At 71.0% G+C, this 24,967-nt stretch carries 22 protein-coding genes; 14 read left to right on the top strand and 8 right to left on the bottom strand.

Annotated elements, in window-relative coordinates; translation table 11 throughout:
- Positions 1–2: 2 nt before the first annotated feature.
- Together P6281_RS23005 and P6281_RS23000 are read left to right on the top strand one after the other, a co-directional pair.
- Positions 3–1,355, top strand: coding sequence for an MFS transporter (locus P6281_RS23005; protein ID WP_008261114.1), 1,353 nt, complete (start codon positions 3–5; stop codon positions 1,353–1,355).
- Positions 1,356–1,435: 80 nt separating this feature from the next.
- A complete protein-coding gene (locus tag P6281_RS23000) occupies positions 1,436–2,794 on the top strand; it encodes an amino acid permease (RefSeq protein WP_014712423.1) in 1,359 nt (452 codons plus the stop codon).
- A gap of 22 nt (positions 2,795–2,816) precedes the next feature.
- On the opposite strand, the gene car is transcribed toward P6281_RS23000, so the two are convergent.
- From car to P6281_RS22980, 4 genes are all read right to left on the bottom strand, one after another.
- Positions 2,817–6,383, bottom strand: a complete 3,567-nt coding sequence (gene car, locus P6281_RS22995) for a carboxylic acid reductase (RefSeq protein WP_008261110.1) — start codon at positions 6,381–6,383, stop codon at positions 2,817–2,819.
- Positions 6,384–6,454: 71 nt separating this feature from the next.
- Positions 6,455–7,372 (bottom strand): ketopantoate reductase family protein, encoded by a 918-nt coding sequence (locus P6281_RS22990; RefSeq protein ID WP_008261107.1) that lies wholly within the window; start codon positions 7,370–7,372, stop codon positions 6,455–6,457.
- A complete protein-coding gene (locus P6281_RS22985) occupies positions 7,369–8,550 on the bottom strand; it encodes an enolase C-terminal domain-like protein (protein ID WP_008261105.1) in 1,182 nt (393 codons plus the stop codon). The genes P6281_RS22990 and P6281_RS22985 overlap by 4 nt, the downstream gene beginning before the upstream one ends.
- An 11-nt stretch (positions 8,551–8,561) precedes the next feature.
- On the bottom strand, positions 8,562–8,957 hold the full coding sequence (locus P6281_RS22980; RefSeq protein WP_008261103.1) for a nitroreductase family deazaflavin-dependent oxidoreductase: 396 nt from the start codon (positions 8,955–8,957) through the stop codon (positions 8,562–8,564).
- 73 nt (positions 8,958–9,030) lie between these two features.
- Between P6281_RS22980 and P6281_RS22975 the strand changes: the two genes are divergently transcribed.
- The 8 genes from P6281_RS22975 (at position 9,031) to P6281_RS22940 (ending at position 16,774) form a co-directional block, all read left to right on the top strand.
- Positions 9,031–9,372, top strand: coding sequence for a hypothetical protein (locus tag P6281_RS22975; RefSeq protein ID WP_008261101.1), 342 nt, complete (start codon positions 9,031–9,033; stop codon positions 9,370–9,372).
- Positions 9,373–9,441: 69 nt separating this feature from the next.
- Positions 9,442–10,791 carry a glutamate-1-semialdehyde 2,1-aminomutase gene (gene hemL, locus P6281_RS22970; protein WP_008261098.1) on the top strand — a complete coding sequence of 450 codons (1,350 nt, stop codon included), beginning with the start codon at positions 9,442–9,444 and terminating at the stop codon, positions 10,789–10,791.
- On the top strand, positions 10,791–11,399 hold the full coding sequence (locus P6281_RS22965; RefSeq protein WP_008261096.1) for a histidine phosphatase family protein: 609 nt from the start codon (positions 10,791–10,793) through the stop codon (positions 11,397–11,399). Before hemL ends, P6281_RS22965 begins: the two co-directional genes overlap by 1 nt.
- A gap of 17 nt (positions 11,400–11,416) precedes the next feature.
- Entirely contained in the window at positions 11,417–12,001 is a 585-nt protein-coding gene (locus P6281_RS22960; protein ID WP_008261095.1) for a TlpA disulfide reductase family protein, read from the top strand.
- Complete coding sequence (locus tag P6281_RS22955) at positions 11,998–12,777, top strand: cytochrome c biogenesis CcdA family protein (protein WP_008261093.1); 780 nt, start codon at positions 11,998–12,000, stop codon at positions 12,775–12,777. Before P6281_RS22960 ends, P6281_RS22955 begins: the two co-directional genes overlap by 4 nt.
- A gap of 47 nt (positions 12,778–12,824) precedes the next feature.
- A complete protein-coding gene (gene resB / locus P6281_RS22950) occupies positions 12,825–14,420 on the top strand; it encodes a cytochrome c biogenesis protein ResB (RefSeq protein WP_008261091.1) in 1,596 nt (531 codons plus the stop codon).
- Positions 14,417–15,394 (top strand): c-type cytochrome biogenesis protein CcsB, encoded by a 978-nt coding sequence (gene ccsB / locus P6281_RS22945; RefSeq protein ID WP_008261089.1) that lies wholly within the window; start codon positions 14,417–14,419, stop codon positions 15,392–15,394. The genes resB and ccsB overlap by 4 nt, the downstream gene beginning before the upstream one ends.
- 72 nt (positions 15,395–15,466) lie before the next feature.
- Positions 15,467–16,774, top strand: coding sequence for a MinD/ParA family ATP-binding protein (locus P6281_RS22940; RefSeq protein WP_008261087.1), 1,308 nt, complete (start codon positions 15,467–15,469; stop codon positions 16,772–16,774).
- Positions 16,775–16,795: 21 nt separating this feature from the next.
- Here P6281_RS22940 and P6281_RS22935 read toward each other — a convergent pair whose 3' ends face one another.
- A complete protein-coding gene (locus P6281_RS22935) occupies positions 16,796–16,957 on the bottom strand; it encodes a hypothetical protein (protein WP_008261085.1) in 162 nt (53 codons plus the stop codon).
- A gap of 46 nt (positions 16,958–17,003) precedes the next feature.
- Here P6281_RS22935 and P6281_RS22930 point away from each other — a divergent pair, with 46 nt between their 5' ends.
- Positions 17,004–17,375 (top strand): DUF4229 domain-containing protein, encoded by a 372-nt coding sequence (locus P6281_RS22930; protein WP_008261083.1) that lies wholly within the window; start codon positions 17,004–17,006, stop codon positions 17,373–17,375.
- A 4-nt stretch (positions 17,376–17,379) separates the two neighbouring features.
- Here P6281_RS22930 and P6281_RS22925 read toward each other — a convergent pair whose 3' ends face one another.
- Positions 17,380–18,387 carry a beta-ketoacyl-ACP synthase III gene (locus tag P6281_RS22925; RefSeq protein WP_008261082.1) on the bottom strand — a complete coding sequence of 336 codons (1,008 nt, stop codon included), beginning with the start codon at positions 18,385–18,387 and terminating at the stop codon, positions 17,380–17,382.
- Between the two features lie 82 nt (positions 18,388–18,469).
- The gene (locus tag P6281_RS22920; RefSeq protein WP_008261080.1) at positions 18,470–19,342 is read right to left on the bottom strand and encodes a 1,4-dihydroxy-2-naphthoate polyprenyltransferase; all 873 of its coding nucleotides are present in this window, start codon (positions 19,340–19,342) and stop codon (positions 18,470–18,472) included.
- 78 nt (positions 19,343–19,420) lie between these two features.
- Here P6281_RS22920 and P6281_RS22915 point away from each other — a divergent pair, with 78 nt between their 5' ends.
- A complete protein-coding gene (locus P6281_RS22915) occupies positions 19,421–20,197 on the top strand; it encodes an S-methyl-5'-thioadenosine phosphorylase (protein WP_014385852.1) in 777 nt (258 codons plus the stop codon).
- Positions 20,194–21,222, top strand: a complete 1,029-nt coding sequence (locus P6281_RS22910; protein WP_008261075.1) for an NAD-dependent epimerase/dehydratase family protein — start codon at positions 20,194–20,196, stop codon at positions 21,220–21,222. Before P6281_RS22915 ends, P6281_RS22910 begins: the two co-directional genes overlap by 4 nt.
- A 4-nt stretch (positions 21,223–21,226) precedes the next feature.
- Here the strand turns inward: P6281_RS22910 and P6281_RS22905 are convergent, their stop codons facing one another.
- The gene (locus P6281_RS22905) at positions 21,227–22,936 is read right to left on the bottom strand and encodes a DUF7937 domain-containing protein (protein ID WP_095662970.1); all 1,710 of its coding nucleotides are present in this window, start codon (positions 22,934–22,936) and stop codon (positions 21,227–21,229) included.
- A 306-nt stretch (positions 22,937–23,242) separates the two neighbouring features.
- Between P6281_RS22905 and P6281_RS22900 the strand changes: the two genes are divergently transcribed.
- Positions 23,243–24,964 (top strand): hypothetical protein, encoded by a 1,722-nt coding sequence (locus P6281_RS22900; RefSeq protein WP_008261073.1) that lies wholly within the window; start codon positions 23,243–23,245, stop codon positions 24,962–24,964.
- Positions 24,965–24,967 lie beyond the last annotated feature (3 nt).

The following is a 24,967-nucleotide window of genomic DNA, read 5'->3' as shown; positions in this document are numbered from 1 at the left end:
CGATGGCCGCCACGTCGCCCGCATCGGCACCCGCCGCCGGGCTGGCCGACGCGTGTCCGGTCGCCGAACGATCCGATCAGCGGCGTCGGCGGTTGCGCATCGTCGTCGCGGCGAGCCTGTTGGGGACCACGGTTGAGTGGTACGACTTCTTCCTGTACGCCACGGCGGCCGGGCTGGTCTTCAACAAGGTGTTCTTTCCGAATGAAAGTTCCTTGGTGGGAACACTATTGGCGTTCGCCACCTTCGCCGTCGGGTTCGTCATGCGGCCCATCGGGGGCGTGGTGTTCGGGCACATCGGTGACCGGATCGGCCGCAAGCGCAGCCTGGCCTTGACGATGCTCATCATGGGCGGCGCGACGGCATTGATCGGGCTGTTGCCGACCGCCGCGCAGATCGGAGCGTGGGCACCAGTACTGCTGCTGGTGCTGCGCGTGCTGCAGGGTTTCGCGCTCGGCGGCGAATGGGGCGGCGCGGTGCTGTTGGCCGTCGAACACAGCCCCGACGACCGGCGCGGCCGCTATGGTGCCGTCCCACAAGTCGGGCTGGCGCTCGGACTGGCCATGGGTACGGGCATCTTCGCTTATCTGCAGATTGTGTTGGGGCCGAACCGATTCCTCGCATACGGCTGGCGCATCGGATTCCTGCTGAGCCTGCTGTTGGTGGTGATCGGCATCGTGGTGCGATTGCGGGTCGACGAGACTCCCGCGTTCCGGGAGCTGCAAGACCTTCAGGCCGCGTCCACCGTGCCGCTGCGGGACATCGTTCGCGAGCCCCGCGCGCGGCGCAACACGCTGCTCGGGTTGCTGTCGCGCTGGGCGGAAGGCTCGGCCTTCAACACCTGGGGCGTGTTCGCGATCAGTTACGCGACGGGAGCGTTGGGGCTGAACCGGGTGTCGGTCCTGGTGGCCGTGACCGTCGCCGCGTTGTTGATGGCTGTGCTGCTGCCGATTTCGGGACGATTGACCGAGTGCTTCGGTGCGCGACGGGTGTACCTGGTGGGTATCGCCTGCTACGGCCTGACGGCCTTCCCCGCCTTCGCCCTGTTCGGCACCAAGAAGCTGCTGTGGTTCGGCCTGGCGATGATCATCGTCTTCGGCGTCGTGCACGCGCTGTTCTACGGGGCGCAGGGCACGCTGTATTCCGCCCTGTATCCCACGAGCACCCGCTACACCGGGCTGTCGTTCGTCTACCAGGTGTCGGGGATCTATGCCTCCGGGGTCACCCCGATGATCCTGACCGCGCTGATCGCGGCCCACGGCGGCGCGCCGTGGCTGGCCTGCGGGTATTTGGTTGTGACAGCGGTCATTAGCGTGGTGGCCACGGCGCTGATTCGCGAGCGCGACTTGTATCTTTAGGGGCGCGGACCTGGTGTCGCGACGCCCGATGTGCTGTGGTTGATAACCAACACCGGGATGCGCGCAGGGGGTGGCTGGTCGTGGCTGGCACTTCGCAACTGCGCCAAGGGCTGTCGCAGCGCCAACTCAGCATGATCGCCCTCGGCGGCGTGATCGGTGCCGGCCTGTTCGTCGGATCGGGCGTGGTGATCAAGGACACCGGGCCGGCCGCATTCCTCACCTACGCCCTGTGCGGCCTGCTCGTCGTCCTGGTCATGCGGATGCTGGGCGAGATGGCGGCCGCGAACCCGTCGACGGGATCGTTCGCCGACTACGCGGCCCGCGCCCTGGGCCGATGGGCGGGGTTTTCGGTCGCCTGGCTGTATTGGTACTTCTGGGTGATCGTGGTGGGCTTCGAGGCGGTCGCCGGCGGTAAAGTCCTCACCTACTGGTTGCACGCGCCGCTTTGGGTGTTGTCGCTGGGTTTGATGGTGTTGATGACCGCGACCAACCTCTTCTCCGTGACGTCGTTCGGGGAGTTCGAATTCTGGTTCGCCGGAATCAAAGTCGCGAGCATCGCGATCTTCCTCGCCGTCGGCTCGGCGTACGTCCTGGGCCTGGTGCCGGGCCATCGTGGGGGCCTGGCCAACCTGCACGCACACGGCGGGTTCTTTCCTCACGGTGTGGGCGCGGTGTTCGCCGCGATCGTGGTGGTGATCTTCTCGATGGTGGGCGCCGAGATCGTCACCGTCGCGGCGGCGGAAAGCCGCGACCCCGAGCTCGCGGTCCAAAGGGCGACCAGGTCGATCGTGGTGCGCATCGGCATCTTCTTCGTCGGTTCGGTCTTCCTGCTCGTCGCGATCCTGCCGTGGGACTCGGGACAACTCGGCGGCTCGCCGTATGTGGCCGCGCTCAAGCACATGGGGTTGCCCGGAGCGGATCAGGTGATGAACGCGGTCGTGCTCACCGCGGTGCTGTCGTGTTTGAACTCCGGGCTGTACACGGCGTCGCGCATGCTGTTCGTCCTCGCCGATCGGGGGGAGGCGCCGATGCGGTTGGTCCGGCTGAGCGGCCGCGGCGTCCCCCATCTCGCGATCCTGTGTTCGTCGGCCGTCGGATTCGGGTGCGTCATCATGGCGCGGGTCGCGCCCCACACGGTATTCCTGTTCCTGCTCAACTCATCTGGCGCGGTCATCCTGTTCGTCTACTGGCTGATCGCGCTGTCGCAGATCGTCCTGCGCCGCCGCACGCCCGCGGACAAGCTGACGGTGAAGATGTGGTTCTTCCCGGTGTTGTCCATCCTCACCCTGACCGGGATCACCGCGGTGCTGGTGCAGATGGCGTTCGATCAGCGGGCGCGCAGTCAGCTGTGGCTCGGCCTGCTGTCCTGGGCGGTGGTGATCGGGCTCTACGTCGTCGCCCGGCGGCGCGGACGCGTCGGCGTGGCTCCCGGCGACTGAGCACACACCGGCGCGCGGTCCCTCATCCCGCGTGCGCTCCGGCACGGGTGCGCAACAATCCCAGCCGCTGCAGATCGGCGACGTACTTGTCGATCAACGCCTCCGTCACGTGCGGCACATCCCGGTCCCTGCCGATGCCCGCGGATTGCACTGCCGCGCGGAACCTTTCGGCGGGCATGCCGGTGCCGTGCGTCGGCCGGCCAGGCTTGGCGTAGGCGCTCATCAGCGGCAGCAGGGAACTCTTCCGTTGGTTGTCTGGCAGCGACTTCATCGCCGCGGTGAATCTGGCCAGCCACTCGTCGTAGTCGTCGACTCGTTCGATCTTGTGCCCGTCGGCGATGAGCCAGTCCACGAAGGTGTCCAACGAGACGCCGTCGTCATGGGTGTTGAGCACGTTGTAGGTGTGGTAACCCTGCCGGGTGCGCGCGCCCAGCGTGGTGATGGCCTCGGCGGTGAAATCGGCTGGCAGCCCGTCGTAATGGGCGCGCTGCCGGTTGCCGGACGCGTCGAGTTGATAGAAGGATCGCGGCGCGATCCCGGTCGCCACCAGGCTCAAGATCAGCCGAGTGAACATGTCCGGCACGTTGAGCTGACCGGCGAAATCGCTGTGCGCCAGGATCATGTCGGACCGGAAGACCGCGACCGGCACGCCGCACAGGTCGTGGGCCTCGCGCAGCAGCACCTCGCCGGCCCACTTGCTGGTCGCGTACCCGCTGGCATACGACTCGTCGAGGGAGCGCGAGGGGCTGGCCGAACGCACGTCGGCGTCCTCGCCGATGAAGCTGCCATCCGGCAGCGTCGTCACGGCCACGGTGGAGATGTAGTTGATCGGCTTGAGGCGCTGGCTGATCGCGAGCTTGACGATCTCGGCCGTGCCCACCACGTTCGGGCCGAACAGCTGGCTGTACGGCAGCACGTGGTTGACCAGGGCGGCCGAATGCACGACGAGGTCCACCGATCGCGCCAGGCGCTGGTAGGTGGGCGTGTCCAGCCCGAGGTTGGCGGCGCCCACGTCACCGACGAGCACCTGAAGATGTTTGTCGGCCAATTGGCGGAAACGCCGCGACAATTCGGCGTCGCCGCTGTCGATGGCCGCCTCGATGCGCTGACGCCCGGCGGTCGGGTCCGCCCCGCGGGCGAGGCAGATCACCGTGCCGCCCGTGGGGGCCAGGCGCTCCAGCCAATCCAGGCACAGAAAGCGCCCGAGGTAGCCGTTGGCCCCGGTCAGCAGCACGGTGTTGACGGCGCCGGTCGGCGCCGGCAGGTGGGGCGCGGCGGCCAACGTGTCGTCGTCGATGAACTTGGCCAGCGTCAGATCCGCGGCGCGGGCGACGGTGGCGCCCCGGCCGTGCACCGAGGCGAACGTCGGCCGCGTCGATTCCGAAGTCCGTTCGCCGTCAACGTAGTTCGCGACGGTGGCCAGGGTCGCGGTGGGGCTGACGATGGTCTGCACGGGCACGTCGACGTGGAAGATCTCCGACAGGAGCGTGGCGAAGGAGAACGCCGACAGCGAATCACCGCCCAGCTCAATGAACTTCGCGTCGCCGCGCAGCGCGGTGTCCGCCGGCAGGCCCAGGGTTGCCGCGGCCGCCCGCCGCACCGTGTCGATGGTGGGCAGCTCGCGGCTCGCGGAGCGCAGCTCGTCGAGCTGGTTGCCGTGGCTGGCCTCGATCTCGTCGTACATGGCGTCGAGGCGCTCGCCGTAGCGCGCCTTGAGGGCCGGACGCAGCAGCTTGCCCACCCCGGACAGCAGGCCGTTGTCCCGGGTGAAACGCTGCGGCTCCAGCAGGAAGTCGCGCGGGACCTCGTACGGGTGCAGGTGGGAGTCGGCGGCGATCTGCTGCAGCGACTCCGCGATCAGGGCGCGCGCGTCGCCGCCGCCGACGGCGTCGACGTTCGGCACGATCACCGCGAGCAGGAACGGTTGCTCGCTGCTGCCGTACAGGAAGATCTGGCGGATGTAGGGGCTGGTGGAGAAGGTGGCCTCCAGCTGGGAGACGGCGACGAATTCACCCTGCGAGAGTTTGATGACGTTGTTGCTGCGGTCCAGATACATCAGGTGGTCGGGCCCCAGCTCGGCCATGATGTCGCCGGTCTTGTAGAACCCCTCGTCGTCGAAGATCTGCGCCGACAGCTCCGGGTGCTTGAAGTATCCGGGAATCACGTTGCTGGCCTTCAGGTGTAGCTCGCCGCGCGGGTAGGGCTTGTCGGTGGTGAGGTAGCCCAGCTCGGGGACGTCGACGAGTTTGTAGTCGGTGACGGGCGGGCGCCTGATCCGGCCGCTGCGCATGATGCCGCCGCCGGTCTCGGTCGCGCCGTAGCCGTCGGCCACGGTGACGTCGAGCAGCGACTCCATGAAGGCGTGCATCTGCTTGGACAGCGGCGCGCTGCCGCACATCGCCGAGATGACCCGCCCGCCGATGAAGTCTTGCCGCAGTTCGGCTTTCACCGCCTCGTCGCGCTGTTCGGCGGTGAGGCCGTCGCCGGCTCGTTGGTCGAGCTCCTTGCGGTAGCGGCGAAAGAACATGTCGCACACCCGGGGGACGAGGTTCAACGCGGTGGGCCGGACCAAGCCGATGTCGTCGAACAGGGTGGACATGTCGCTCTTGGCGGCGAAGTAGCCGATGCCGCCGGAGGACAGGGTGGCGATCAGCCACTCCAGCCCGTACACGTGCGACAGCGGCATATACTGCAGGTGGATGGCCGGGATCACCCGGCCGATGTCCACCGAGGGGCTGTGCGGGCGCTGCCAGATCCGGGTCATCATGTCGGCGGTGTACATCGCGCCCTTGGGGGTGCCGGTGCTGCCGGAGGTGTAAACCAGTGTGGCCAGCGGGTTTTCGCCCTGGCCCGGAACGTGGGCCTCCGGCGCCGGGCGCCCGCGACCGGACGCGAGCTCGGCGGCGAGCGCCACCATCTCGGCGCCGTGCCCGGCGTCGCGCAGGCGCGCGCGGGCGTCGTCGTAGCGGCCGCGCTGTTCGTCGTCGTCGCTGGTGTAATCGAACACCACCAGGCGCTGGACCGACGGTGCCTCGAGGACGACATCGACCGCGGTGCCGAGGGACTCGACGCTCACGGCCAGGATGCGCGGCGACGTCTCGGCGACGATCGGGGCGAGTTGGGCCGCCGTCGAACTGGTCTGCAGCGGCACGAACACCGCGCCCAGCCGGATGCACGCCAGGTAGTGCACGACGTAGTCGATGCTGGTGAAGCCCAGGACGCCGACGAAGTCGCCGGGGCGCAACCCGCCGGGCAGGCCGGAGCGCCACGCGGCGGCCAGCGCCGCGACCCGGTCACCCAGCTCGCGGTAGGTGATGGTCTCGAACCCCGACAGCAGGGACGTCGCCGCGCGCCCGGTCGCCGGATCGCGCGCCACCTCGCAGGCGCGCTGGCCGAGGGCGGGCCGATCGGCATAACCGCTCAGGTAGATGTCGACGACCTCGGCCAGCCGCAGTCCCGCGCGGTGCGCGGCCTCGGTCACCTCCTGCGACGGCGCGGCGGCCCGAAACTGCGGGTCGTTGGCGTACAGCTGTTCGACGCGCTCGGTCAGGCGCTGCTCGCGGCCCGAGTCGGTGACGGTGTCGGTCATCGGCGGCTTCCTCTCATCGCGGCGCGTGCCGGTGCCGTATACCCGTCCTGGCCCGTTCTAGCGGAGCCCGGTCAGCCCCACTGCCGTTCGATCGCTTTGATCAAGGCGGTCAGCGTCGCGTTCACCGGCGCCGCGACGCCGACCCGTGCGCCCTGGCGCGGCACCGCGCCGTTGATGACGTCGATCTCGCTGACGCGGCGGGCCTCGTGGTCCAGCAGCGCCGACGGTTTGGCGTCGGGCATCTGCGCGCCGAAGTCGCGCGCGTGGGCGACAGGGTCGGTGACGGCCACCGCGATGCCGGACGCGCGGGCGACGGTCCACGCCTCGGTGGCGGCGGCCCGGCTGACCGGAGCCATCTCCGGATCGTCCATCACCTGGCCGACGGTCATGCCGGTCAGCGCGCACGGCGCGCTGTAGGCGGCGTTGCAGATGAGCTTCTCCCACTGCATGGCGGCGATGTCGGTGACCGCGGCGGCGTCGAATCCGGCGTCGGTCCAGGCCCGCGCGATCGTTTCGACCGTCGCATGCGGCAGCGACGAGTGGGCGCCGAAGCGCATCGCCCGCATGGCGTTGTGATGCACATGGCCGGGGGCCACCCGCGACGCCCCGAACCCGCTGGCGATGCCGACGGCGACGCGCTCGGCGCCGACGATGCCGGCGACCGTCTCCGCCGATCCCAAACCGTTCTGGATGGTCAGCACCGGTGTGGCCGGCCCCAGCATCGGAAGGGCTTGGCGCGCACCGACTGTCACGTCGGCCGCCTTGATCGCCAGCACGATCAGATCCATCGGCTCGTCCGGCGCGGTGGTGCTGGCCCGCAGCGGCACCACCCGGTCGTAGCCCGGGCCGGTGACCCGCAGGCCGTCGCGGCTGATCCGTTCGACGCTGGGCTCGTGGCGGTCGATGGCCAGCACGTCGTTACCCGCGGTCGCCAGCCGGGCGGCGTAAATGGAACCCATTGCCCCGCAACCGATTACCGCGATCTTCATCCGCACCCTCCGGTCAGCTCCGCGATCAGTTCGGCCAGGCCGGCCTTCTCCTCGAGGCCGAACCCGGCTGCGTCCGTTGGCGCGATCCGGCCGCCCGAGACCACGCAGGCATCGGAATAGCCGCCGAACGGCGCGAACACTCCCGGGTAAGCCTCACACCCGCCCAAGCCGAGCCCGGCGGCGACGTGCAGGTTGATCAGGTGCCCGCCGTGCGGAAACGCGAACCGGCGATCGAAACCATGAGCCTCCAGGACGTCGAGCATCCGCATGTACTCGCCCAGCCCGTAGCTCAGCCCCGGATCCATTTGGAAGACATCACGATTCGGCCGCATGCCCCCGTAGCGAACCAGGTTTGTGACGTCCGGCACCGAGAACAGGTTTTCGCCGGTGGCCACCGCGCCGTCGTAGCGGTCCGTCACCGCGCGGTGCAGCGCGTAATCGAGGGGATCACCCGGCTCCTCGTACCAGCGCAGGCCGTAGGGGGCCAGCGCGTCCGCCCAGCGGGTGGCCTGTGCGCGGACGAAGCGGCCGTTCGCGTCGACCGCGACCCGTCCCGCGTCGCCGACGGCGTCGACGACGGCCTCGATCCGCGTCAGGTCCTCGCCCAGCGCGGCGCCGCCGATCTTCATCTTGACCGCGTCATAGCCGAGGTCGAGGTACCCGCGCATTTCGCGGCGCAGCCTCTCGACGCCGCCCTCGGCGTAGTAGTAGCCGCCGGCGGCATACACCGGCACCGCCGGCGCGGGATCCCGCCCGGCGTGGCGGGCGATCGTCACGCACGCGGGCTCGTCGCGCAGCTTGGCGTTGAGGTCCCAGCACGCCAGTTCCAGCGCTCCCGCTGCGGCCGCCCGGTCCCCATGACCGCCGGGTTTCTCGTCGGCCAGCGCGCGCGCCACGACCGCGGCCGGATCGAGGAACCCGGACGCATCCAGCAGCGTGTCGGGGGAGGCGGCCATTACCCGCGGGATCATCCGGTCGCGCAGGATCCCGCTCTGCGCAAACCGCCCGATCGAGTTGAACGCCACGCCCGCCACGGGCCGCCCGCCCCGGATCACGTCGGCGATCACCGCGACCAATGAGACGGTGTGACCGGAGAAGTTGACCACCGCGTTGGCGGGCCCGCCGCGTCGACCGCCCTCGAGGCCGACCGCCCGCTCGACGATCGCCGCGATCCGCATCACCCGCGCGTTCAGGACGTCAGGGTGAGCAATACCGCCTGCTCGAACGGCAGCCTGGCGAAAACCCGTCGCACGCCGCGGGACACGTGCGCCGCCGCCTCGGCCTTGGAGACCACGCGCGGATCGGCGACACCCACGGTTTTGCCCCGGGTGCGTAGGCGCCCGCCGCCCGCCGCGGTCAGGTTCTTCAGCCAATCCCGGTCGGGGCCATACGTCAGCAGGATCGCCACCCCGGGTTTGCCGTCGACCTCGGTGCGAAACACGTTCACTGGTGTGCGGTACGGCTTGCCCGAGCGCCGCCCCACGTGCTCCAGGATCCCGAAGGACGGGAGCCAACCGGCCCACATCCGCTGGATCGGGTTGGTGACGTGACGGTTGAACCGGGCAAGTCCTTGGGGGAGTTGCATCCTCCCATCCAACTCGCAGGCCCCGGGCCAGGACAACCCGATCTTTGTGGGGCCACGGGTCTAATGTCGTCTCATGGGGCAGGCGGCAGGTAACGAGGCCGCCCGGCGCGCGGAGGAGCTGGTGCGCCGGGGGGAGGAACTCGCCGCGGGCAAGGCCGTCACCGTGGACGACGCGCGCCGCGCCGCCGAGCGCGCCGAGGCGTCGCACGAGCGCGACGAGGAGGCTCACCGCCGCGGAGTGCAGCGCCACTACGACGCCGCCGTCGCGCACGAGCGGGCCGCCGAAGTCCATGAGCGCGCGGTCGCCCAGCGCCTCGGCGATGTCGCCGCGCACCAGCGCGCGGCGGAAAAGGAACGCGACGCCGCGCGCCACGACTATCAAAAGGCGCAGGAAGCCGAACGGCAAGGGGCCTGACCGGCCGACCGGCCTGCCCTGCTACACCCTGTAGTTGGACGGGCCGCGAAGGCTGGGACACTAGTCGTCATGGGAAGCAGTGATCGGGCGACCGCGCACGCCACCGGAGCCCCTCGGGCCACGGCGGCCTCGGCGCGGCTGTTCGAGGACGCCTGCGCCGTCATTCCGGGCGGCGTGAACTCTCCCGTTCGAGCATTCACCGCGGTCGGCGGGACGCCGCCGTTCATCACGCAGGCGCGCGGCTGCTGGCTGACCGACGCCGACGGCAACCGCTACGTGGACCTGGTCTGCTCGTGGGGCCCGATGATCCTGGGCCACGCCCACCCCGCCGTGGTCGACGCCGTCGCGAAGGCCGCCGCCTCGGGCCTGTCGTTCGGGGCGCCCACGCCTGCGGAGAGCGAGCTGGCCGCCGAGATGATCGGGCGGGTGGCACCGGTCGACCGGGTCCGCCTGGTCAACTCCGGCACCGAGGCCACCATGAGCGCGGTGCGGCTGGCCCGCGGCTTCACCGGCCGGGCCAAGGTCATCAAGTTCTCCGGCTGCTACCACGGCCATGTCGACGCGCTGCTCGCCGACGCGGGCTCCGGGGTGGCGACGCTGGGTCTGCCGTCCTCACCGGGCGTCACCGGGGCGACGGCGGCCGACACCATCGTGTTGCCCTACAACGACATCGAGGCCGTGCGCGAGACCTTCGCCCGGTTCGGCGACCAGATCGCCGCGGTGATCACCGAAGCCAGTCCCGGCAACATGGGGGTGGTTCCCCCCGCGCCCGGCTACAACGCGGCACTGCGGACCATCACCGCCGAACACGGCGCGCTGCTGATCATCGACGAGGTGATGACGGGCTTCCGTGTCAGCCGAAGCGGTTGGTACGGAATCGATCCCGTCGACGCCGACCTGTTCACCTTCGGCAAGGTGATGAGCGGCGGGTTGCCGGCCGCCGCCTTCGGGGGGCGGGCCGAGGTGATGGAGCGGCTGGCGCCGCTGGGCCCGGTGTATCAGGCCGGCACGCTGTCGGGAAACCCGGTCGCGATGGCCGCCGGGCTGGCGACACTGCGCAACGCCGATGCCGCCGCCTACACGACCCTGGACGCCAACGCCGACCGCCTGGCCGGGCTCTTTTCCGACGCGTTGACGAATGCCGGTGTGGCGCACCAGATTCCGCGGGCCGGCAACATGCTCAGCGTGTTCTTCTCCGACACTCCGATCACGGACTTCGGCTCCGCGCGCGCCAGCCAGACCTGGCGTTATCCACCGTTCTTTCACGCGCTGCTGGACGCGGGCGTCTACCCGCCGTGCAGCGCCTTCGAGGCGTGGTTCGTCTCGACCGCGCTCGACGACGGCGCCTTCGACCGCATCGCCGAGGCGCTGCCGGGCGCCGCGCGGGCCGCCGCCGAAGCCGAGGAGGGGAAGTCCTGATGGCCGAGCAGACCCGGGTGCACGTCGTGCGGCACGGCGAGGTGTACAACCCGAGCGGCGTCCTCTACGGGCGGCTGCCCGGGTTTCACCTGTCCGAGGCGGGCCGGGCGCAGGCGGCCGCGGTGGCCGACGCCCTCGATCACCGCGACATCGTCGCGGTGATCGCCTCGCCCCTGCAACGCGCCCAGGAAACCGCCGCGCCCATCGCCGCCAAGCACGGCCTCCCCGTCGACACCGACCCGGACCTCATCGAATCCGCCAACTTCTTCCAGGGCCGGCGCGTCAGCCCCGGCGACGGCGCCTGGCGCGACCCCAGGGTGTGGTGGCAGCTGCGCAACCCGTTCCGGCCGTCGTGGGGGGAGCCCTACACCGAGATCGCGGCCCGGATGGAGACGGCGGTGGACAAGGCCCGCGCCCGCGGCGCCGGCCACGAGGTGGTGTGCGTCAGCCACCAACTGCCGGTGTGGACGCTGCGCCTGCACCTGACCGGTCAGCGGCTGTGGCACGACCCGCGGCGGCGGCAATGCGGCCTCGCGTCGGTGACCACCCTGGTCTACGACGGCGACCGGCTGGCCGGCGTCGAGTACTCCGAGCCGGCGGCCCCTTGAACATACGAGGGCTGGCGATGACCGGGGCCGCGCTGGCGACCCTGGTTTCCGGCCTGCTCGCCGGCTGTTCCTCGGGCCACGATGCGGTCGCCCAGGGCGGCACCTTCGAGTTCGTCTCGCCCGGCGGCAAGACCGACATCTCCTACGACCCGCCGTCCAGCCGTGGCCGCCCCGGCCCCCTGGCGGGCCCCGACCTGGCCGACCCCGCGCACACGCTGTCGCTGGACGATCCGATCTTCGCCGGCCGGGTGGTGGTCATCAACATCTGGGGGCAGTGGTGCGGGCCGTGCCGCGCCGAGGTCACCCAGCTGCAGCAGGTGTATGACGCCACCCGCGGCGCCGGGGTGTCGTTTCTCGGCATCGACGTCCGCGACAACAACCGGCAGGCGGCACTGGACTTCGTCAACGACCGCCACGTCACGTTCCCGTCGATCTACGACCCGGCCATGCGCACGGTGATCGCGTTCGGCGGCAAGTACCCCACCACCGTGATCCCCTCCACGCTGGTCCTGGACCGTCAGCACCGCGTCGCGGCGGTCTTCCTGCGCGAGATGCTGGCGGGCGACCTGCAGCCGATGGTGCAACGATTGGCCCACGAGTGACCGGTTTCACCCAGATCGCCGCCGCCGGACCGCTTTTGGTGGCGCTCGGCGCGTGCCTGTTGGCCGGGCTGGTGTCGTTCGCCTCGCCCTGCGTGGTGCCACTGGTGCCCGGCTACCTGTCGTACCTGGCCGCCGTCGTCGGCGTGGACGAACAACCGCCCCCCGGCGCCGTGAAAGCCCCGCCGGGCGCGCGCTGGCGGGTCGCGGGATCGGCGGCGCTGTTCGTCGCCGGGTTCACCGCGGTGTTCATCCTGGGCACCGTCGCCGTCCTGGGCATGACGACCACGCTGATCACCAACCAGCTGTTGCTGCAGCGGGCCGGCGGCGTGCTGACCATCGTGATGGGCCTGGTGTTCGTCGGGCTCATCCCGGCCCTGCAGCGCCAGGCGCGGTTCAGCCCGCGGCAGCTGACGACGGTCGCCGGGGCGCCGGTGCTGGGCGCGGTGTTCGCGCTGGGCTGGACGCCGTGCCTGGGGCCGACGCTGGCCGGCGTGATCACCGTCGCCTCGGCCACCGACGGCGCCAGCGTGGCGCGCGGCATCGTGCTGGTGATCGCGTACTGCCTGGGGCTGGGGATCCCGTTCGTGCTGTTGGCATTCGGCTCGGCGGGCGCGGTGGCGGGCCTGGGCTGGCTGCGCCGGCACACCCGGGCCATCCAGGTGTTCGGCGGCGTGCTGCTCATCACCGTCGGCGCCCTGCTGGTCACCGGGGTGTGGAACGACTTCGTCTCCTGGCTGCGCGACGCGTTCGTGTCCGACGTGAGGCTCCCGATTTGAGGCAACTCCTCGCGTGGGGGCGCAACACGTGGCGCGCGCTGACCTCGATGGGCACCGCGCTGGTGCTGCTGTTCCTGCTCGCGCTCGGCGCCATCCCCGGCGCCCTGCTGCCGCAGCGCAACCTCAACGCCGGCAAGGTCGACGACTACCTCAAGGCCCACCCCGTGATCGGGCCCTGGCTGGACCGGCTGCAGGCGTTCAACGTGTTCTCCAGCTTCTGGTTCACCGCCATCTACGTGCTGCTGTTCGTGTCCCTGGTCGGCTGCCTCACCCCACGGATGATCGAGCACGTCCGCAGCCTGCGGTCCACCCCGGTCGCCGCCCCGCGCAACCTGGCCCGGCTGCCCAAGCACGCCAGCCACCAGATCCGGGCCGGCGCCGAAGAGCTCAACACCCTGGCCAACGCGATCACCGACCGGCTGCGCGGCTGGCGCACCGCCATCCGCCACGAAGACGGCGCGGCTTCCGACGTCGTGGAGGTGTCCGCGGAAAAGGGCTACCTCCGCGAATTCGGCAACATCGTCTTCCACTTCTCGCTGCTGGGCCTGCTGGTCGCGGTGGCCGTCGGCAAGCTGTTCGGCTACGAGGGCAACGTGATCGTCATCGCCGACGGCGGCCCCGGCTTCTGTTCCGCGTCGCCGGCCGCGTTCGACTCGTTCCGAGCCGGCAACACCGTTGACGGCACCTCGTTGCACCCGCTGTGCATCCGGGTCGACGACTTCGCGGCGCACTACCTGCCGTCCGGGCAGGCCACCTCGTTCGCGGCGAACATCGCCTACCAGTCCGGCGAGGACCTGACCGCCAACACCTGGCGCCATTACCGGCTCGAGGTCAACCACCCGCTGCGGCTCGGCGGTGACCGGGTGTACCTGCAGGGGCACGGCTACGCGCCCACCTTCAGCGTCACGTTCCCGGACGGGCAGGTCCGCACGTCGACCGTGCAGTGGCGACCCGACAATCCGCAGACCCTGCTCTCCTCGGGCGTGGCCCGCATCGACCCGCCGGCCGGCACCTATCCCACCCCGGCGGAGCGCCGCGCGCACCAGATCGCGATCCAGGGCCTGCTCGCGCCGACCGAGCAGCTGGACGGCACGCTGCTGTCGTCGCGGTTCCCGGCCCTGAACGCCCCCGCGGTGGCCGTCGACATCTACCGCGGCGACACCGGCCTGGACACCGGGCGGCCCCAGTCGCTGTTCACCCTCGATCCCCGGCTGATCGAGCAGGGCCGGCTGACCAAGGAGAAGCGGGTCAACCTGCGCGCGGGCCAGGCGGTCCGGATCGACCAGGGGCCGGCCGCCGGCACCGTGATCCGCTTCGTCGGCGCCGTGCCGTTCGTCAACCTCCAGGTCTCCCACGACCCCGGCCAGACCTGGGTGCTCGTCTTCGCGATCACGATGATGGGCGGTCTGGTGGTGTCGCTGCTGGTGCGCCGCCGCCGCGTGTGGGTCCGTCTGACGCCCGACGCCGGCGGGGCACCCGGTACGGTGAACGTCGAGCTGGGCGGGCTGGCGCGCACCGACAACTCCGGGTGGGGCGACGAGTTCGAGCGATTGACCGAGCGGTTGCTGGACGGATTGGGCGGGGCCGGCCGCGCCGAGACGCCCCCCGCGTCCCAAAGGAGTTCTCAGGTGGACGTCACATGAACACGCTGCACGTCAACGTCGAGCTGGCGCGCTACTCCGACTGGGCGTTTACGTCGGCCGTCGTCGCGCTGGTCATCGCGCTGCTGCTGCTGGCCTTCGAGCTGGCGTACGCCGGCGGGCGCCGCGCGGACCAGCGCGCCCGGGTGCTGGCCGGCGCGGTGAGCGCCGACTCCGCCACCCCCGGGGTGGTCGAACAGCCGGACCAGCGCCCGCTCGACGAGCGCGTCGGGCGGGCCGGGTTGTCCGTGGTGTACCTGGGCATCGGCCTGCTGTTTGCCTGCCTGGTGCTGCGCGGCCTGGCCACGGTGCGGGTGCCGTGGGGCAACATGTACGAATTCATCAACCTGACCTGCCTGTGCGGGTTGATCGCCGGGGCCGTCGTGCTGCGCCGCCCCCAATACCGTCCCCTGTGGGTCTTTCTGCTGCTGCCGGTGCTGATCCTGCTCACGGTGTCGGGACGCTGGCTCTACACCAACGCCGCGCCCGTGATGCCCGCGTTGCAGTCCTACTGGCTGCCCATCCACGTGTCCGTCGTCAGCCTGGGATCCGGGGTGTTCCTGGTCGCCGGGATCGCCAGCATCCTGTTCCTGCTGCGCACCTCGCGGCTGGGGGATCCCGATACCGACAGCGCCGCGGCCCGGCTGGTGCGGCGCTTCCCGGACGCGGAAACCCTGGACCGCATCGCCTACCGCACGACGATCTTCGCGTTTCCGGTCTTCGGGTTCGGGGTCATCTTCGGGGCCATCTGGGCCGAAGAGGCCTGGGGCAGGTATTGGGGCTGGGACCCCAAAGAGACCGTGTCCTTCGTCGCGTGGGTGATATACGCCGCCTACCTGCACGCCAGGTCGACCGCCGGATGGCGGGACCGCAAAGCCGCGTGGATCAACGTCGCGGGCTTTGTGGCGATGGTCTTCAATTTGTTCTTCGTTAATCTGGTGACTGTCGGCCTGCATTCGTATGCGGGCGTCGGGTGAGAGCGAACAACCGCCCCGAATAACGCACACAACGGAATAGCGCACGACAAGCGCACAACAAGGGGGAATGCAGTGTCCGAGCATCCAACGGCGGGCGTGGGGGCGCCCGAACAACCGACCACGCAAATTCCCCCACAGACGTCATCGGCGCCCGCCCAGCAGGACGCGGGCGAACCGCAACCGGAGTCGGGCGGGGACGCCCCGACTCGCGCCTTCGCCGGATTCCGCACCGAGCGCCGCGTCCCCACCCCCGAACACCAGCAGGCGGCCCCGCCCACCGCGCCGCGGCCCGGCGCCATGCCGCCGTGGGACTCCACCCCGGTCACCGGCATCCCGCGCGTCGACCCGACCGCCTACGGCGCCTATTACGCCGGGCCGGACGCCCCGCCCACCCAGATGCAGGGGGCGCCGCAGCGCCCCGAGCACCTCCCGCACACGCCGTATCCGGAGCTGTCCACCGGCATGTTGCTGCGGCCGGTCCAGCCGCCGCCGTCCGACGGGTGGCGGCTGCTGCTGTACAAGATGTCCGGCGGGCTGATCAACCTGGGCGAAAGCCCCCGGGCCAGCCGCTACAACAACCTGGTCGCCCAGGTGAACCGGCCGTTGCGCGGCTCGTACCGGGTGGCGTTCCTGTCGCTGAAGGGCGGTGTCGGCAAGACGACGATCGCGGCGACGCTGGGCGCCACCTTCGCCTCCATTCGCGGCGACCGCGTGGTGGCCGTGGACGCCAACCCCGACCGCGGCACGCTGAGCCAGAAGATCCCGCTGGAGACCGCCGCGACCGTGCGTCAGCTGCTGCACGACGCCGGAACCATCGAGCGCTACAGCGACGTGCGCCGCTACACCTCGAAGGGTCCCAGCGGCCTGGAGGTGCTCGCCTCGGAGACCGACCCCGCGATCTCGGAGGCCTTCAGCGCCGAGGACTACGGGCGGATCCTGGACATCCTGGAGCGGTTCTACGGCCTGGTGCTCACCGACTGCGGACCCGGCCTGCTGCACTCGGTGATGAAGTCGGTGCTGGACAGGGCCGACGCCCTGGTCGTGGTCAGCTCGGCCTCCATCGACGGCGCGCGCAGCGCGTCGGCCACGCTGGACTGGCTGGACGCCCACGGCCACGAAGACCTGGTCCGCAATTCGATCGCGGTCATCAACGGGGTGCGCCCGCGCCCCGGCAAGGTCGACATGAACAAGGTGATCGAGCACTTCTCCCGGCGCTGCCGCGCGGTCCAGCTGGTGCCGTTCGACCCGCACCTGGAGGAGGGCGCCGAGATCGACCTGGAGCGGCTGCGGCGGCCCACCCGCGAAGCGCTCACCGAGCTGGCCGCCATCGTCGCCGACGGATTCCCCGGCGACCAGCGCAACCCGGGAGTCCTGGGCTAGCGGCGGTCGCTATCCAGCTGGCTAGCGCGGGTTGTTATCGCCGTGGCCCAGCCGCCGCAGGAAATCCGGATCGTCGTCGGGTCCGATGACGCGCGTCTTCGGTCGGTGGACCTGGGATCGCGCGGCACGCCAGCCGACGTAGATCAGCGTTCCCAAAATCACGACGAGCAGCAGGTAGACCACACAACACCTCCTTCGGGCGAATATACCCGCGCCGTAGGCTTTGGCTGTGTCACACGAAGGTAGCGACAACACCATCGGGGGCCCGGGAAACGGCGCTGGCGGCGAGAGCGCCGAAAACCACGTCGTCGTCCCCGTTTTGGCATATATGGCGGCGCGGTTGCTGCTGGCGGTCGTGCTCACCGCCGTGATCTATGGCGTCGCGCGGTTGGCGGGCATCACGCAGTTCCCCCTCGTGGTGGCCGCGCTGTTCGCGCTGATCATCGCGATGCCGCTGGGCATCTGGGTGTTCGGGCCGCTGCGCCGGCGCGCCACCGCGGCGCTGGCGATCGCCGGCGAACGGCGCCGACGGGAGCGCGAGCTGCTGCAGGCCCGGCTGCACGGGGACGCCCCGCCCGACGAGACGCGCGAGGACGGGTGAGGGCTCAGCCGTTGGGCAGCCGGACGACCTGGGCGGCATAGCTCAGGCCGGCGCCGTAACCGATCAGCAGGGCCAGGTCGCCGGCCTTGGCCGCCCCGGTCGCCAGCACCTCGGCCATGGCCAACGGGATGGACGCCGCCGAGGTGTTGCCGGTGTGCTCGATGTCGTTGGCGATCACCGCGTCCGGCCGCAACTCGAGGCTCTTGGCCAGAATCTCGTTGATTCGGCTGTTGGCCTGGTGCGGCACGAAGACGTCGATCTCGTCGGGCCGGATCCCCGCCGCGTCCATGGCCTGCTGGCCGACCTTGCCCATCTCGAAAGCCGCCCAGCGGAAGACCGCGCTGCCCTCGAGCCGCAGGAAGGGGCGCGGGCCGGTGGGATTCTCCAGGTAGTCGAGCCAGTCGATGTCCTGGCGGATGGCGCTGGCCTGGTTGCCGTCACTACCCCAGACGGTCGGCCCGATGCCCTGCGTGGGCGTCTCGCCCACCACCACGCCGGCCGCGCCGTCGGCGAAGATGAAGCAGTTGCTGCGGTCTTGCATGTCGATCGTGGGGGACAGCTTCTCCGAGCCCAGGACCAGCACCCTGGCGGCGGTCCCGCCGCGGATCATGTCGGCCGCGACGCCCAGCGCGTACCCGAACCCGGCGCAGCCCGCCGAGATGTCGAAGGCGGGCACGCCGGTGGCGCCCAGCGCCGCCGCGACCGCGGGGGCGCACGCGGGGGTCTGCAGGAGGTGGGTGCTGGTGGCCACGATGACGCAGTCGATGTCGGAGGCCTCGAGGGAGGCCTTGGCGATCGCCTCCCGCCCGGCCTCGGTCGCCATCGAGGCGGCGGATTCGTCGCGTGCGGCGAACCGGCGCGTCTTGATCCCGGTGCGCGAATAGATCCACTCGTCGGAGGAGTCGATGTTTTCGCAGAGCTCGTCGTTGGTCACCACGCGTTCGGGGCGGTATGACCCGACGCTGAGCAAGCCGATGTTGGTGGGCCCGCTGGTCGCGGAAATCTGCTTCATTGCGGTCCTTCGCTATCCCCGGGGCAGACGCAAAAGTACCCCACCAGCGCCGTTTTCGGGGGCCTTTGCCTCTGCTCGCACTCTAGGTACCTATCGCCAGCGCGGCCGCCACCGCGATCGCCCACACCACCATCGCCAGCCCGGTGTCGCGCAGCACCGGGATCAGCTCCGGGCCGCCGCGGCCCGATCGCACCGGGGCCATGGCGCGCAGGGCCAGCGGCGTGGCCACCAGTCCGGCGGCGCACCACGGGGTGGCCACCATGAGCGCCAGCGTCAGCACACCGGCGGTGCCCAGCAGCGCCTGATACAGGACGCGGGTGCGGGCGTCGCCCAACCGCACCGCGAGGGTGATCTTCCCCGACCGCGCGTCGGTGGGGATGTCGCGCAGGTTGTTGGCCACCAGCACCGACGACGACAGCGCCCCGACCGACACCGCCAGCAGCAGCCCCACCCAGTCCACCCGCAACGCCTGCGTGTACTGGGTGCCGAGCACGGCGACCAGCCCGAAGAACAGGAACACCGCGACCTCGCCAAAACCGGCGTAGCCGTAGGGTTTCGAGCCGCCGGTGTACAGCCACGCCCCGGCGATGCAGGCCGCGCCCACCGCGATCAGCCACGGCGCGCTGAACAGCGCCAGCACCACCCCGGCGAGCGCCCCGATCGTCAGGCTCGCGAGCGCGGCGCCCAGCACCGCCCGCGGGGCCGCCAGCCGCGAGCCGACCAGGCGCACCGGACCGGCCCGGTCGTCGTCGGTGCCGCGGATGCCGTCGGAGTAGTCGTTGGCGTAGTTGACGCCCACGGTCAGCGCGAGCGCTACGGCCAGCGCCAGCAGCGCCTTCCACCACACCGCGGATCCCAGCCAGGCCGCGGCGCCGGTGCCGGCGACGACCGGCGCCACCGCGTTGGGCAACGTCCGCGGCCGCGCACCCGAAACCCACTGCCCGAGATTGGCCACAACGTCATCCTGCCAGGATGCGGGCCGCCGCTCCCCAGGCCCCGCGATCACCGCGTGGTCATGCACCACAATGGTCGGATGCTCGGAGTCATCGGCGGCAGCGGCTTCTACACCTTCTTCGGATCCGACGCCGACGACGTCACGGTCGACACCCCCTACGGAGCGCCCAGCGCCCCGGTCACCGTGGGCGCCATCGAGGGACACGACGTCGCCTTCCTGCCCCGCCACGGCGCCAAGCACGAATTCTCCGCGCACACCGTTCCCTACCGGGCCAACATGTGGGCCCTGCGCAAACTCGGCGTGCGGCGGGTGCTCGCGCCGTGCGCGGTCGGCAGCCTCAAACCCGAACTCGGCCCGGGCTCCATCGTGGTGCCCGATCAGCTGGTCGACCGCACCCGGGGCCGCGCCGACACCTATTTCGACTCCGGCGGGATCCACGTCGACTTCGCCGATCCGTACTGCCCGACGCTGCGCGCGGCGGTCACCGACCTCCCCGGCGTGGTCGACGGCGGCACCATGGTGGTGATCCAGGGGCCGCGCTTTTCCACCCGCGCCGAAAGCCGGTGGTTCGCCTCCGCCGGGTTCTCGCTGGTGAACATGACCGGATACCCGGAGGCCGTGCTCGCTAGGGAGCTCGAAATCTGTTACGCGGCAATCGCTTTGGTGACCGACCTGGACGCCGGCGTGAGCGCCGGGGAGGGCGTGCGGACCGTCGACGTGTTCGCCGAATTCGAACGCAACATCGGGCCGTTCAAGGCGTTGGTGCGCGCGGCCATCGGCCGGGTCGCCGCCGACCGCACCTGCACCACCTGCCTGCCGCACACCGGGGTGACGCTGCCCATCGAGCTGCCATGAGGGTGTTGTTGACCGGCGCGGCCGGGTTCATCGGCTCGCGGGTGGGCGCCGCGCTGCGCGCCGCCGGCCACGACGTCGTCGCCGTCGATGTCCTGCTGCCCGCCGCGCACGGCCCGAACCCGGTGTTGCCGAAGGGATGTCACCGCGTCGACGTGCGCGACGCCGACGCGCTGGCCCCGCTCCTGGACGGCGTGGACGCGGTGTGCCATCAGGCGGCGATGGTGGGCGCCGGCGTGGACGCCGCCGACGCGCCCGCCTACGGGGGCCACAACGACCTGGCCACCACGGTGCTGCTGGCGCAGATGTTCGCCGCCGGGGTGCGGCGCCTCGTGCTGGCGTCCTCGATGGTCGTCTACGGGCAGGGGAACTATCACTGCCGACGGCACGGGCGCGTGGACCCGCTGCCGCGCCGGCGCGCGGACCTCGACGCCGGGGCCTTCGAGCACCGGTGCCCGGTCGGCGGGGAGGAGTTGGCGTGGCGCCTCGTCGACGAGGACGCCTGCCTGCGCCCCCGCAGCCTGTACGCGGCCGGCAAGACCGCGCAGGAGCATTACGCGCTGGCCTGGTCGGAGGCCACCGGCGGCTCGGTGGTGGCGCTGCGCTACCACAACGTCTACGGCCCCGGCATGCCGCGCGACACCCCGTATTCGGGCGTGGCGGCGATCTTCCGGTCTTCGCTGGAAAAGGGCGAGCCGCCAAGGATTTTCGAGGACGGCGGCCAGATGCGTGACTTCGTGCACGTCGATGACGTGGCCGCCGCCAACGTCGCGGCGCTAGCGCACGACGACGGTTTTCTCGCGGCCAATGTCTGCTCGGGGCAGCCGATTTCGATCTTCGAGGTGGCCGCGGCGCTGTGCGACGCGCGGGGCGGTTCACTGTCGCCGGTGGTCACCGGTGAATATCGCAGCGGCGACGTGCGCCACATCGTCGCCGACCCGTCCCGGGCGGCCGAGGTGCTGGGGTTTAGCGCTTCGGTCTTACCGGGTGACGGGTTGCGCGAGTTCGCGTTCGCGCCCCTTCGGTAAACCCCTACGTTTGCGGCGGGCGGAAGATCTGGGGCCCCCGCACCGGTATCTGCCGCGTGCCGGAGTCGTCGCCGCGAAAGATCCGGGGCGAGCCGGCCAGCGGCGGGATCTCCGCGGTGGGCGGGTCGCTCTCCGCGCCGGGCCCCCCGGTGGGCATGCGGGTGGTGGCCGCGGCCGACGGCCCGGCGGCCTGGCCCACGCGGACCCGGGTGGTCGGCGCCGCCGCATTCGCGTCGGCCGCGCGCTTGCGGGCGGCGCGGCGAGCCAGGCGCCGCCCGTGCAGTTGCCCGGCCACGACGGCGGCCGCCAGGATGCCCAGCGCCAGCCCGCACAGCGTCACGTCGAAGGTGCTGGTGATCTGCTGGGCGAGGTCGTTGCCGTAGACAGGTTGCTGCGCGGGCGAATTGGGCGAGTCGGCGAACCGCGGCGCCAGCGCGACGCCGACGATCACGCGGGCGACGCTGAGGGCGGCGACGAGCCCGCACAGCGACGTGACCAGTCGCGCCGAGATTCCGGCCAGGCGGCGGCGCAGCCAGATCGCCAGGGCCGCGGTCACCAGGTCGAACGCGGCCAGCACCACGCTGTCGTACCCGGAGAACGGATAGTTCAAGGCGATGCCGACGACAAGGTCGGTGAGCCGCATCGCGATCGACCCCACGGCCCAGACGGCGATGAGCAGCAAGCCATTTCGGGTCGTGGACCGCCACGCGGATTCCTCCGCCGGCGACGGGTTGCGGTGACCGAACAGGGCCCGCGGCGCGAAGATGGCCGCCCCGGCCGCCCAGGCGAGGTAACCCTCGAACCCGACCCCGGCGGTCGAGGTGTTCTGGGCGATGCCGTGGAACGCATCGAGGTCGCGGCCGACGGGCAGGATCCACACCAGGATCCCCGCGGCCAATGCCGACGCACCCAGTGCGACGGTGGTCAGCCGGCTCGCCTGGGTGCGCTGCAGCAGCCACCTGGACGCGACCAGGACCGCGACCAGCGCCACCACCCCGTACACCACCGCCGTGGCGATCACCGCGATGTTCTGCTTGCCGAATTCCGCCGCGCCGTTAGTGCTTTGCAGCGCGTAGCGCACCCGCCAGTACAGGTTGAACCCGAAGCTGAGCACCGCCGCGAGCATCGACAGCGCGCCGATCATCCGGGCGGAGCGATGCCAGCCCGTGTACTCGTCGTCGGCCGGGATCGGCCCGGCCGGCACCGCCTGGGCGCTGAGCAGCGAGCCGGCGACGCCGACCCACGCCCCGGGCCCCACCCCGCCGGGCACGGTGACCGTGCCCCCGAACCGGACGGTCTCGTACGCGTCGAACGCGATGACGGCGAGCACCAGCAGCAGATAGGGGGCGTTGAGCGCCAACCGAAGCCGCGCCGCGGACGCCGGGTTGAACCGCTCGCCGCCCGACCGCCAGGAACCGGCCACCGCGACGGCGGCGACGGCGAGCACCGTCACAGCGAGCAGCACCGCGAACAGGGCCGGACTGCTGTCGGGAATCCCGACACCGAAGTACAGATTCCACGGCAAGAACACGGCGAGCACCAACAGCACCACCGCGGTCGCGTCGCTGACGATGGCCCGGCGCCGTCCCGTGCCCGCGGCAACGGGTGTCGTGCCGCCGGTGGCGTGCGGGCGGATGATGCGGGGCGCGGGCGCCTGCTGGGCCCGGGCCCCGATGGGGCCGGTTGGCGTGTCGTCGCTGCTCTGGCTCACCATGCCCCCCGGGATTCAAGGACGACTACTTTCGGCGCAGCTGCCGGTGTCCGGCGGGGGAATGCCCTGCCGAGCCACATGCACCGCTCGCTTGCGAACATATTCTCCGTTCGGCTGCCGTGGCAGTGGCTGGGACGGGCCGCTGGGCGGAGGCGATTCCGCGGCGACCGTCCTGTCCTTCGAAAAGCTGGTTACGCTGCGCTAGTGGCGAACCTTGTCGCCGAATGACTGATACTGCCGACGGTATCGCAAGTGTAATGATGCCGGGACATTGCTGGTGCGGGGTGGCCAGGGTGAAGGAGAAGCGGGATGGACGTCGTTTTGGGGGTCGCGGTCACCGGTCCCGTCGCCCGCCTGGCGCTCCTGGGGTCGGGCGCCCAGGGCACCGACGTGATCGACCAATCCGTCATCGATCTCGCCGACAACCCGCTCGGCACGCTCACCGAGACCGTGGTCGGAACCAATCGCTTGTTGGCCGACGAGAACCACCGGTTGGTCGGCACGCGCCTGTGCTGGTCCGACGAGCCACGGGCTGACGAGCTGCGGCGGGCGCTGGAGGACTCCGGCGTTCACAACGTCGCGGTGCTCTCGGAGTCGCAGGCCGTCGCCGCCCTCATGCGGGCGGCCGGGCGGCCCGGCGCCGCGCTCGTGATGGACGACGCGACGGCCACCCTGTCGGTGGTGGGCCCGGACGCCGGGGACCCCGACGCGCCGCCGACCGTGTTGGCCAGCCAGCCGCTGACCGGCGCCACGGGCCCGGACGCTACCGCCGCGTTCCAGACGATGATGGCGAACCTCGGCACGCATCCCGACGCGCCGGGGGAGGTGTATCTGCTCGGCGCCTCGCCCGACCTCAACCGGGTCGCCGACGAATTGCGCGACGCGTCCACCATGCGGGTGCAGGTCGCCGAGGACCCCACGTTTGCGCTCGCGCGCGGCGCCGCGATCGCCGCGGCGGCGGCGTCCGCGCCGGATGCGACGGCCATGGCGCCGGCCGTCGGCCTGACCGGTGACGCGACCGCGATGGCCCCCGCCGCCGGGGACGCGACCGCGATGGCCCCCGCCGCCGGCCTCACCGGGGACGAGACGACGGTCGTGCCCGCGCCGGACGCCGAGGAGCCGCAGCTGGCGTACTCGATGGCCGACGAGGGCGGGGTCTATCCGGGCGAGATGGACGAGTACGACCCCGAATTCGACGACTACGACTACGGCCCGGAGTTCGGCGACGACGCCGAGGCCGGCGAGGACGCGCCGACGAAGCTGTCGCGGCGGTCGCTGGTGATCGGCAACGCCGTCATCGCCTTCGCGGTCATCGGATTAGCGTCGCTGGCCACCGCGATCGCGGTGGCCGTCCGCCCGACCGCCGCCCAGCAGCCGGTGGTGGGCGTGCAGAACGGCACCCCGGGCAAATTCATGCCGATCTTGCCGAGCCAGCAGCAGGCGCCGCTGCCCCCACCCCCGCCCGAGGCGCCCAACGCCGGGTTCCAGGGCGGCACCGTCCCGGCTCCCGAACACGTCGCGCCCCCGTCCGGAGGCGGCCCGCAGGTCGCTCCCGTTCCCGAGGCGCCGAGCAACCCCGGTGTCGTGCCCAACCCCGATCCGGGTTGGGCGCCGCGGCCGAATCCTATTGTGCCGGTTCCTATTCCGATTCCCATTCCGATCCCGGGGTGGCAACCGCCCTACAACCCGCCGTACAACCCGACGACGCCCTACACGCCGCCGACCATCACGACGTCCCAGCCGCCGACGACGACGTATTCGCCCCCGACGACGACGTATTCGCCGCCGACGACGACGTACTCGCCGCCGACGACGACGTATTCGCCCCCGACGACCACGTATTCGCCCCCGACGACGACGTATTCACCCCCGACGACCACGCACGCACCCCCGACGACGACGTATGCGCCGCCGAGCACCAAGGCGACCACCCAACCGCCGGTGCAGACGCACACCCAGCAGACCGCGCCGCCGACGCACTCGCAGCAGCCGCTGTTCCCGCAGGAGCCCCGCACGCACCGCGGGTTCTGACGC

The sequence above is a fragment of the Mycobacterium sp. 5-140-3-2 genome (assembly GCF_035666375.1).
Taxonomy (GTDB): domain Bacteria; phylum Actinomycetota; class Actinomycetes; order Mycobacteriales; family Mycobacteriaceae; genus Mycobacterium; species Mycobacterium intracellulare.
The sequence above is the reverse complement of the archived record's forward strand: the minus strand, read 5'-3'. Positions and strand labels throughout refer to the sequence as shown.

Coding starts and splice junctions, on each gene's coding strand:
- P6281_RS23005 (WP_008261114.1), top strand. CDS start 3: ATGGCCGCCACGTCGCCCGCATCGGCACCCGCCGCCGGGCTGGCCGAC.
- car (WP_008261110.1), bottom strand. CDS start 6,383: ATGACCGACACCGTCACCGACTCGGGCCGCGAGCAGCGCCTGACCGAG.
- P6281_RS22990 (WP_008261107.1), bottom strand. CDS start 7,372: ATGAAGATCGCGGTAATCGGTTGCGGGGCAATGGGTTCCATTTACGCC.
- P6281_RS22985 (WP_008261105.1), bottom strand. CDS start 8,550: ATGCGGATCGCGGCGATCGTCGAGCGGGCGGTCGGCCTCGAGGGCGGT.
- P6281_RS22980 (WP_008261103.1), bottom strand. CDS start 8,957: ATGCAACTCCCCCAAGGACTTGCCCGGTTCAACCGTCACGTCACCAAC.
- P6281_RS22975 (WP_008261101.1), top strand. CDS start 9,031: ATGGGGCAGGCGGCAGGTAACGAGGCCGCCCGGCGCGCGGAGGAGCTG.
- hemL (WP_008261098.1), top strand. CDS start 9,442: ATGGGAAGCAGTGATCGGGCGACCGCGCACGCCACCGGAGCCCCTCGG.
- P6281_RS22965 (WP_008261096.1), top strand. CDS start 10,791: ATGGCCGAGCAGACCCGGGTGCACGTCGTGCGGCACGGCGAGGTGTAC.
- P6281_RS22960 (WP_008261095.1), top strand. CDS start 11,417: ATGACCGGGGCCGCGCTGGCGACCCTGGTTTCCGGCCTGCTCGCCGGC.
- resB (WP_008261091.1), top strand. CDS start 12,825: ATGGGCACCGCGCTGGTGCTGCTGTTCCTGCTCGCGCTCGGCGCCATC.
- ccsB (WP_008261089.1), top strand. CDS start 14,417: ATGAACACGCTGCACGTCAACGTCGAGCTGGCGCGCTACTCCGACTGG.
- P6281_RS22925 (WP_008261082.1), bottom strand. CDS start 18,387: ATGAAGCAGATTTCCGCGACCAGCGGGCCCACCAACATCGGCTTGCTC.
- P6281_RS22915 (WP_014385852.1), top strand. CDS start 19,421: ATGCTCGGAGTCATCGGCGGCAGCGGCTTCTACACCTTCTTCGGATCC.
- P6281_RS22910 (WP_008261075.1), top strand. CDS start 20,194: ATGAGGGTGTTGTTGACCGGCGCGGCCGGGTTCATCGGCTCGCGGGTG.
- P6281_RS22905 (WP_095662970.1), bottom strand. CDS start 22,936: ATGGTGAGCCAGAGCAGCGACGACACGCCAACCGGCCCCATCGGGGCC.
- P6281_RS22900 (WP_008261073.1), top strand. CDS start 23,243: ATGGACGTCGTTTTGGGGGTCGCGGTCACCGGTCCCGTCGCCCGCCTG.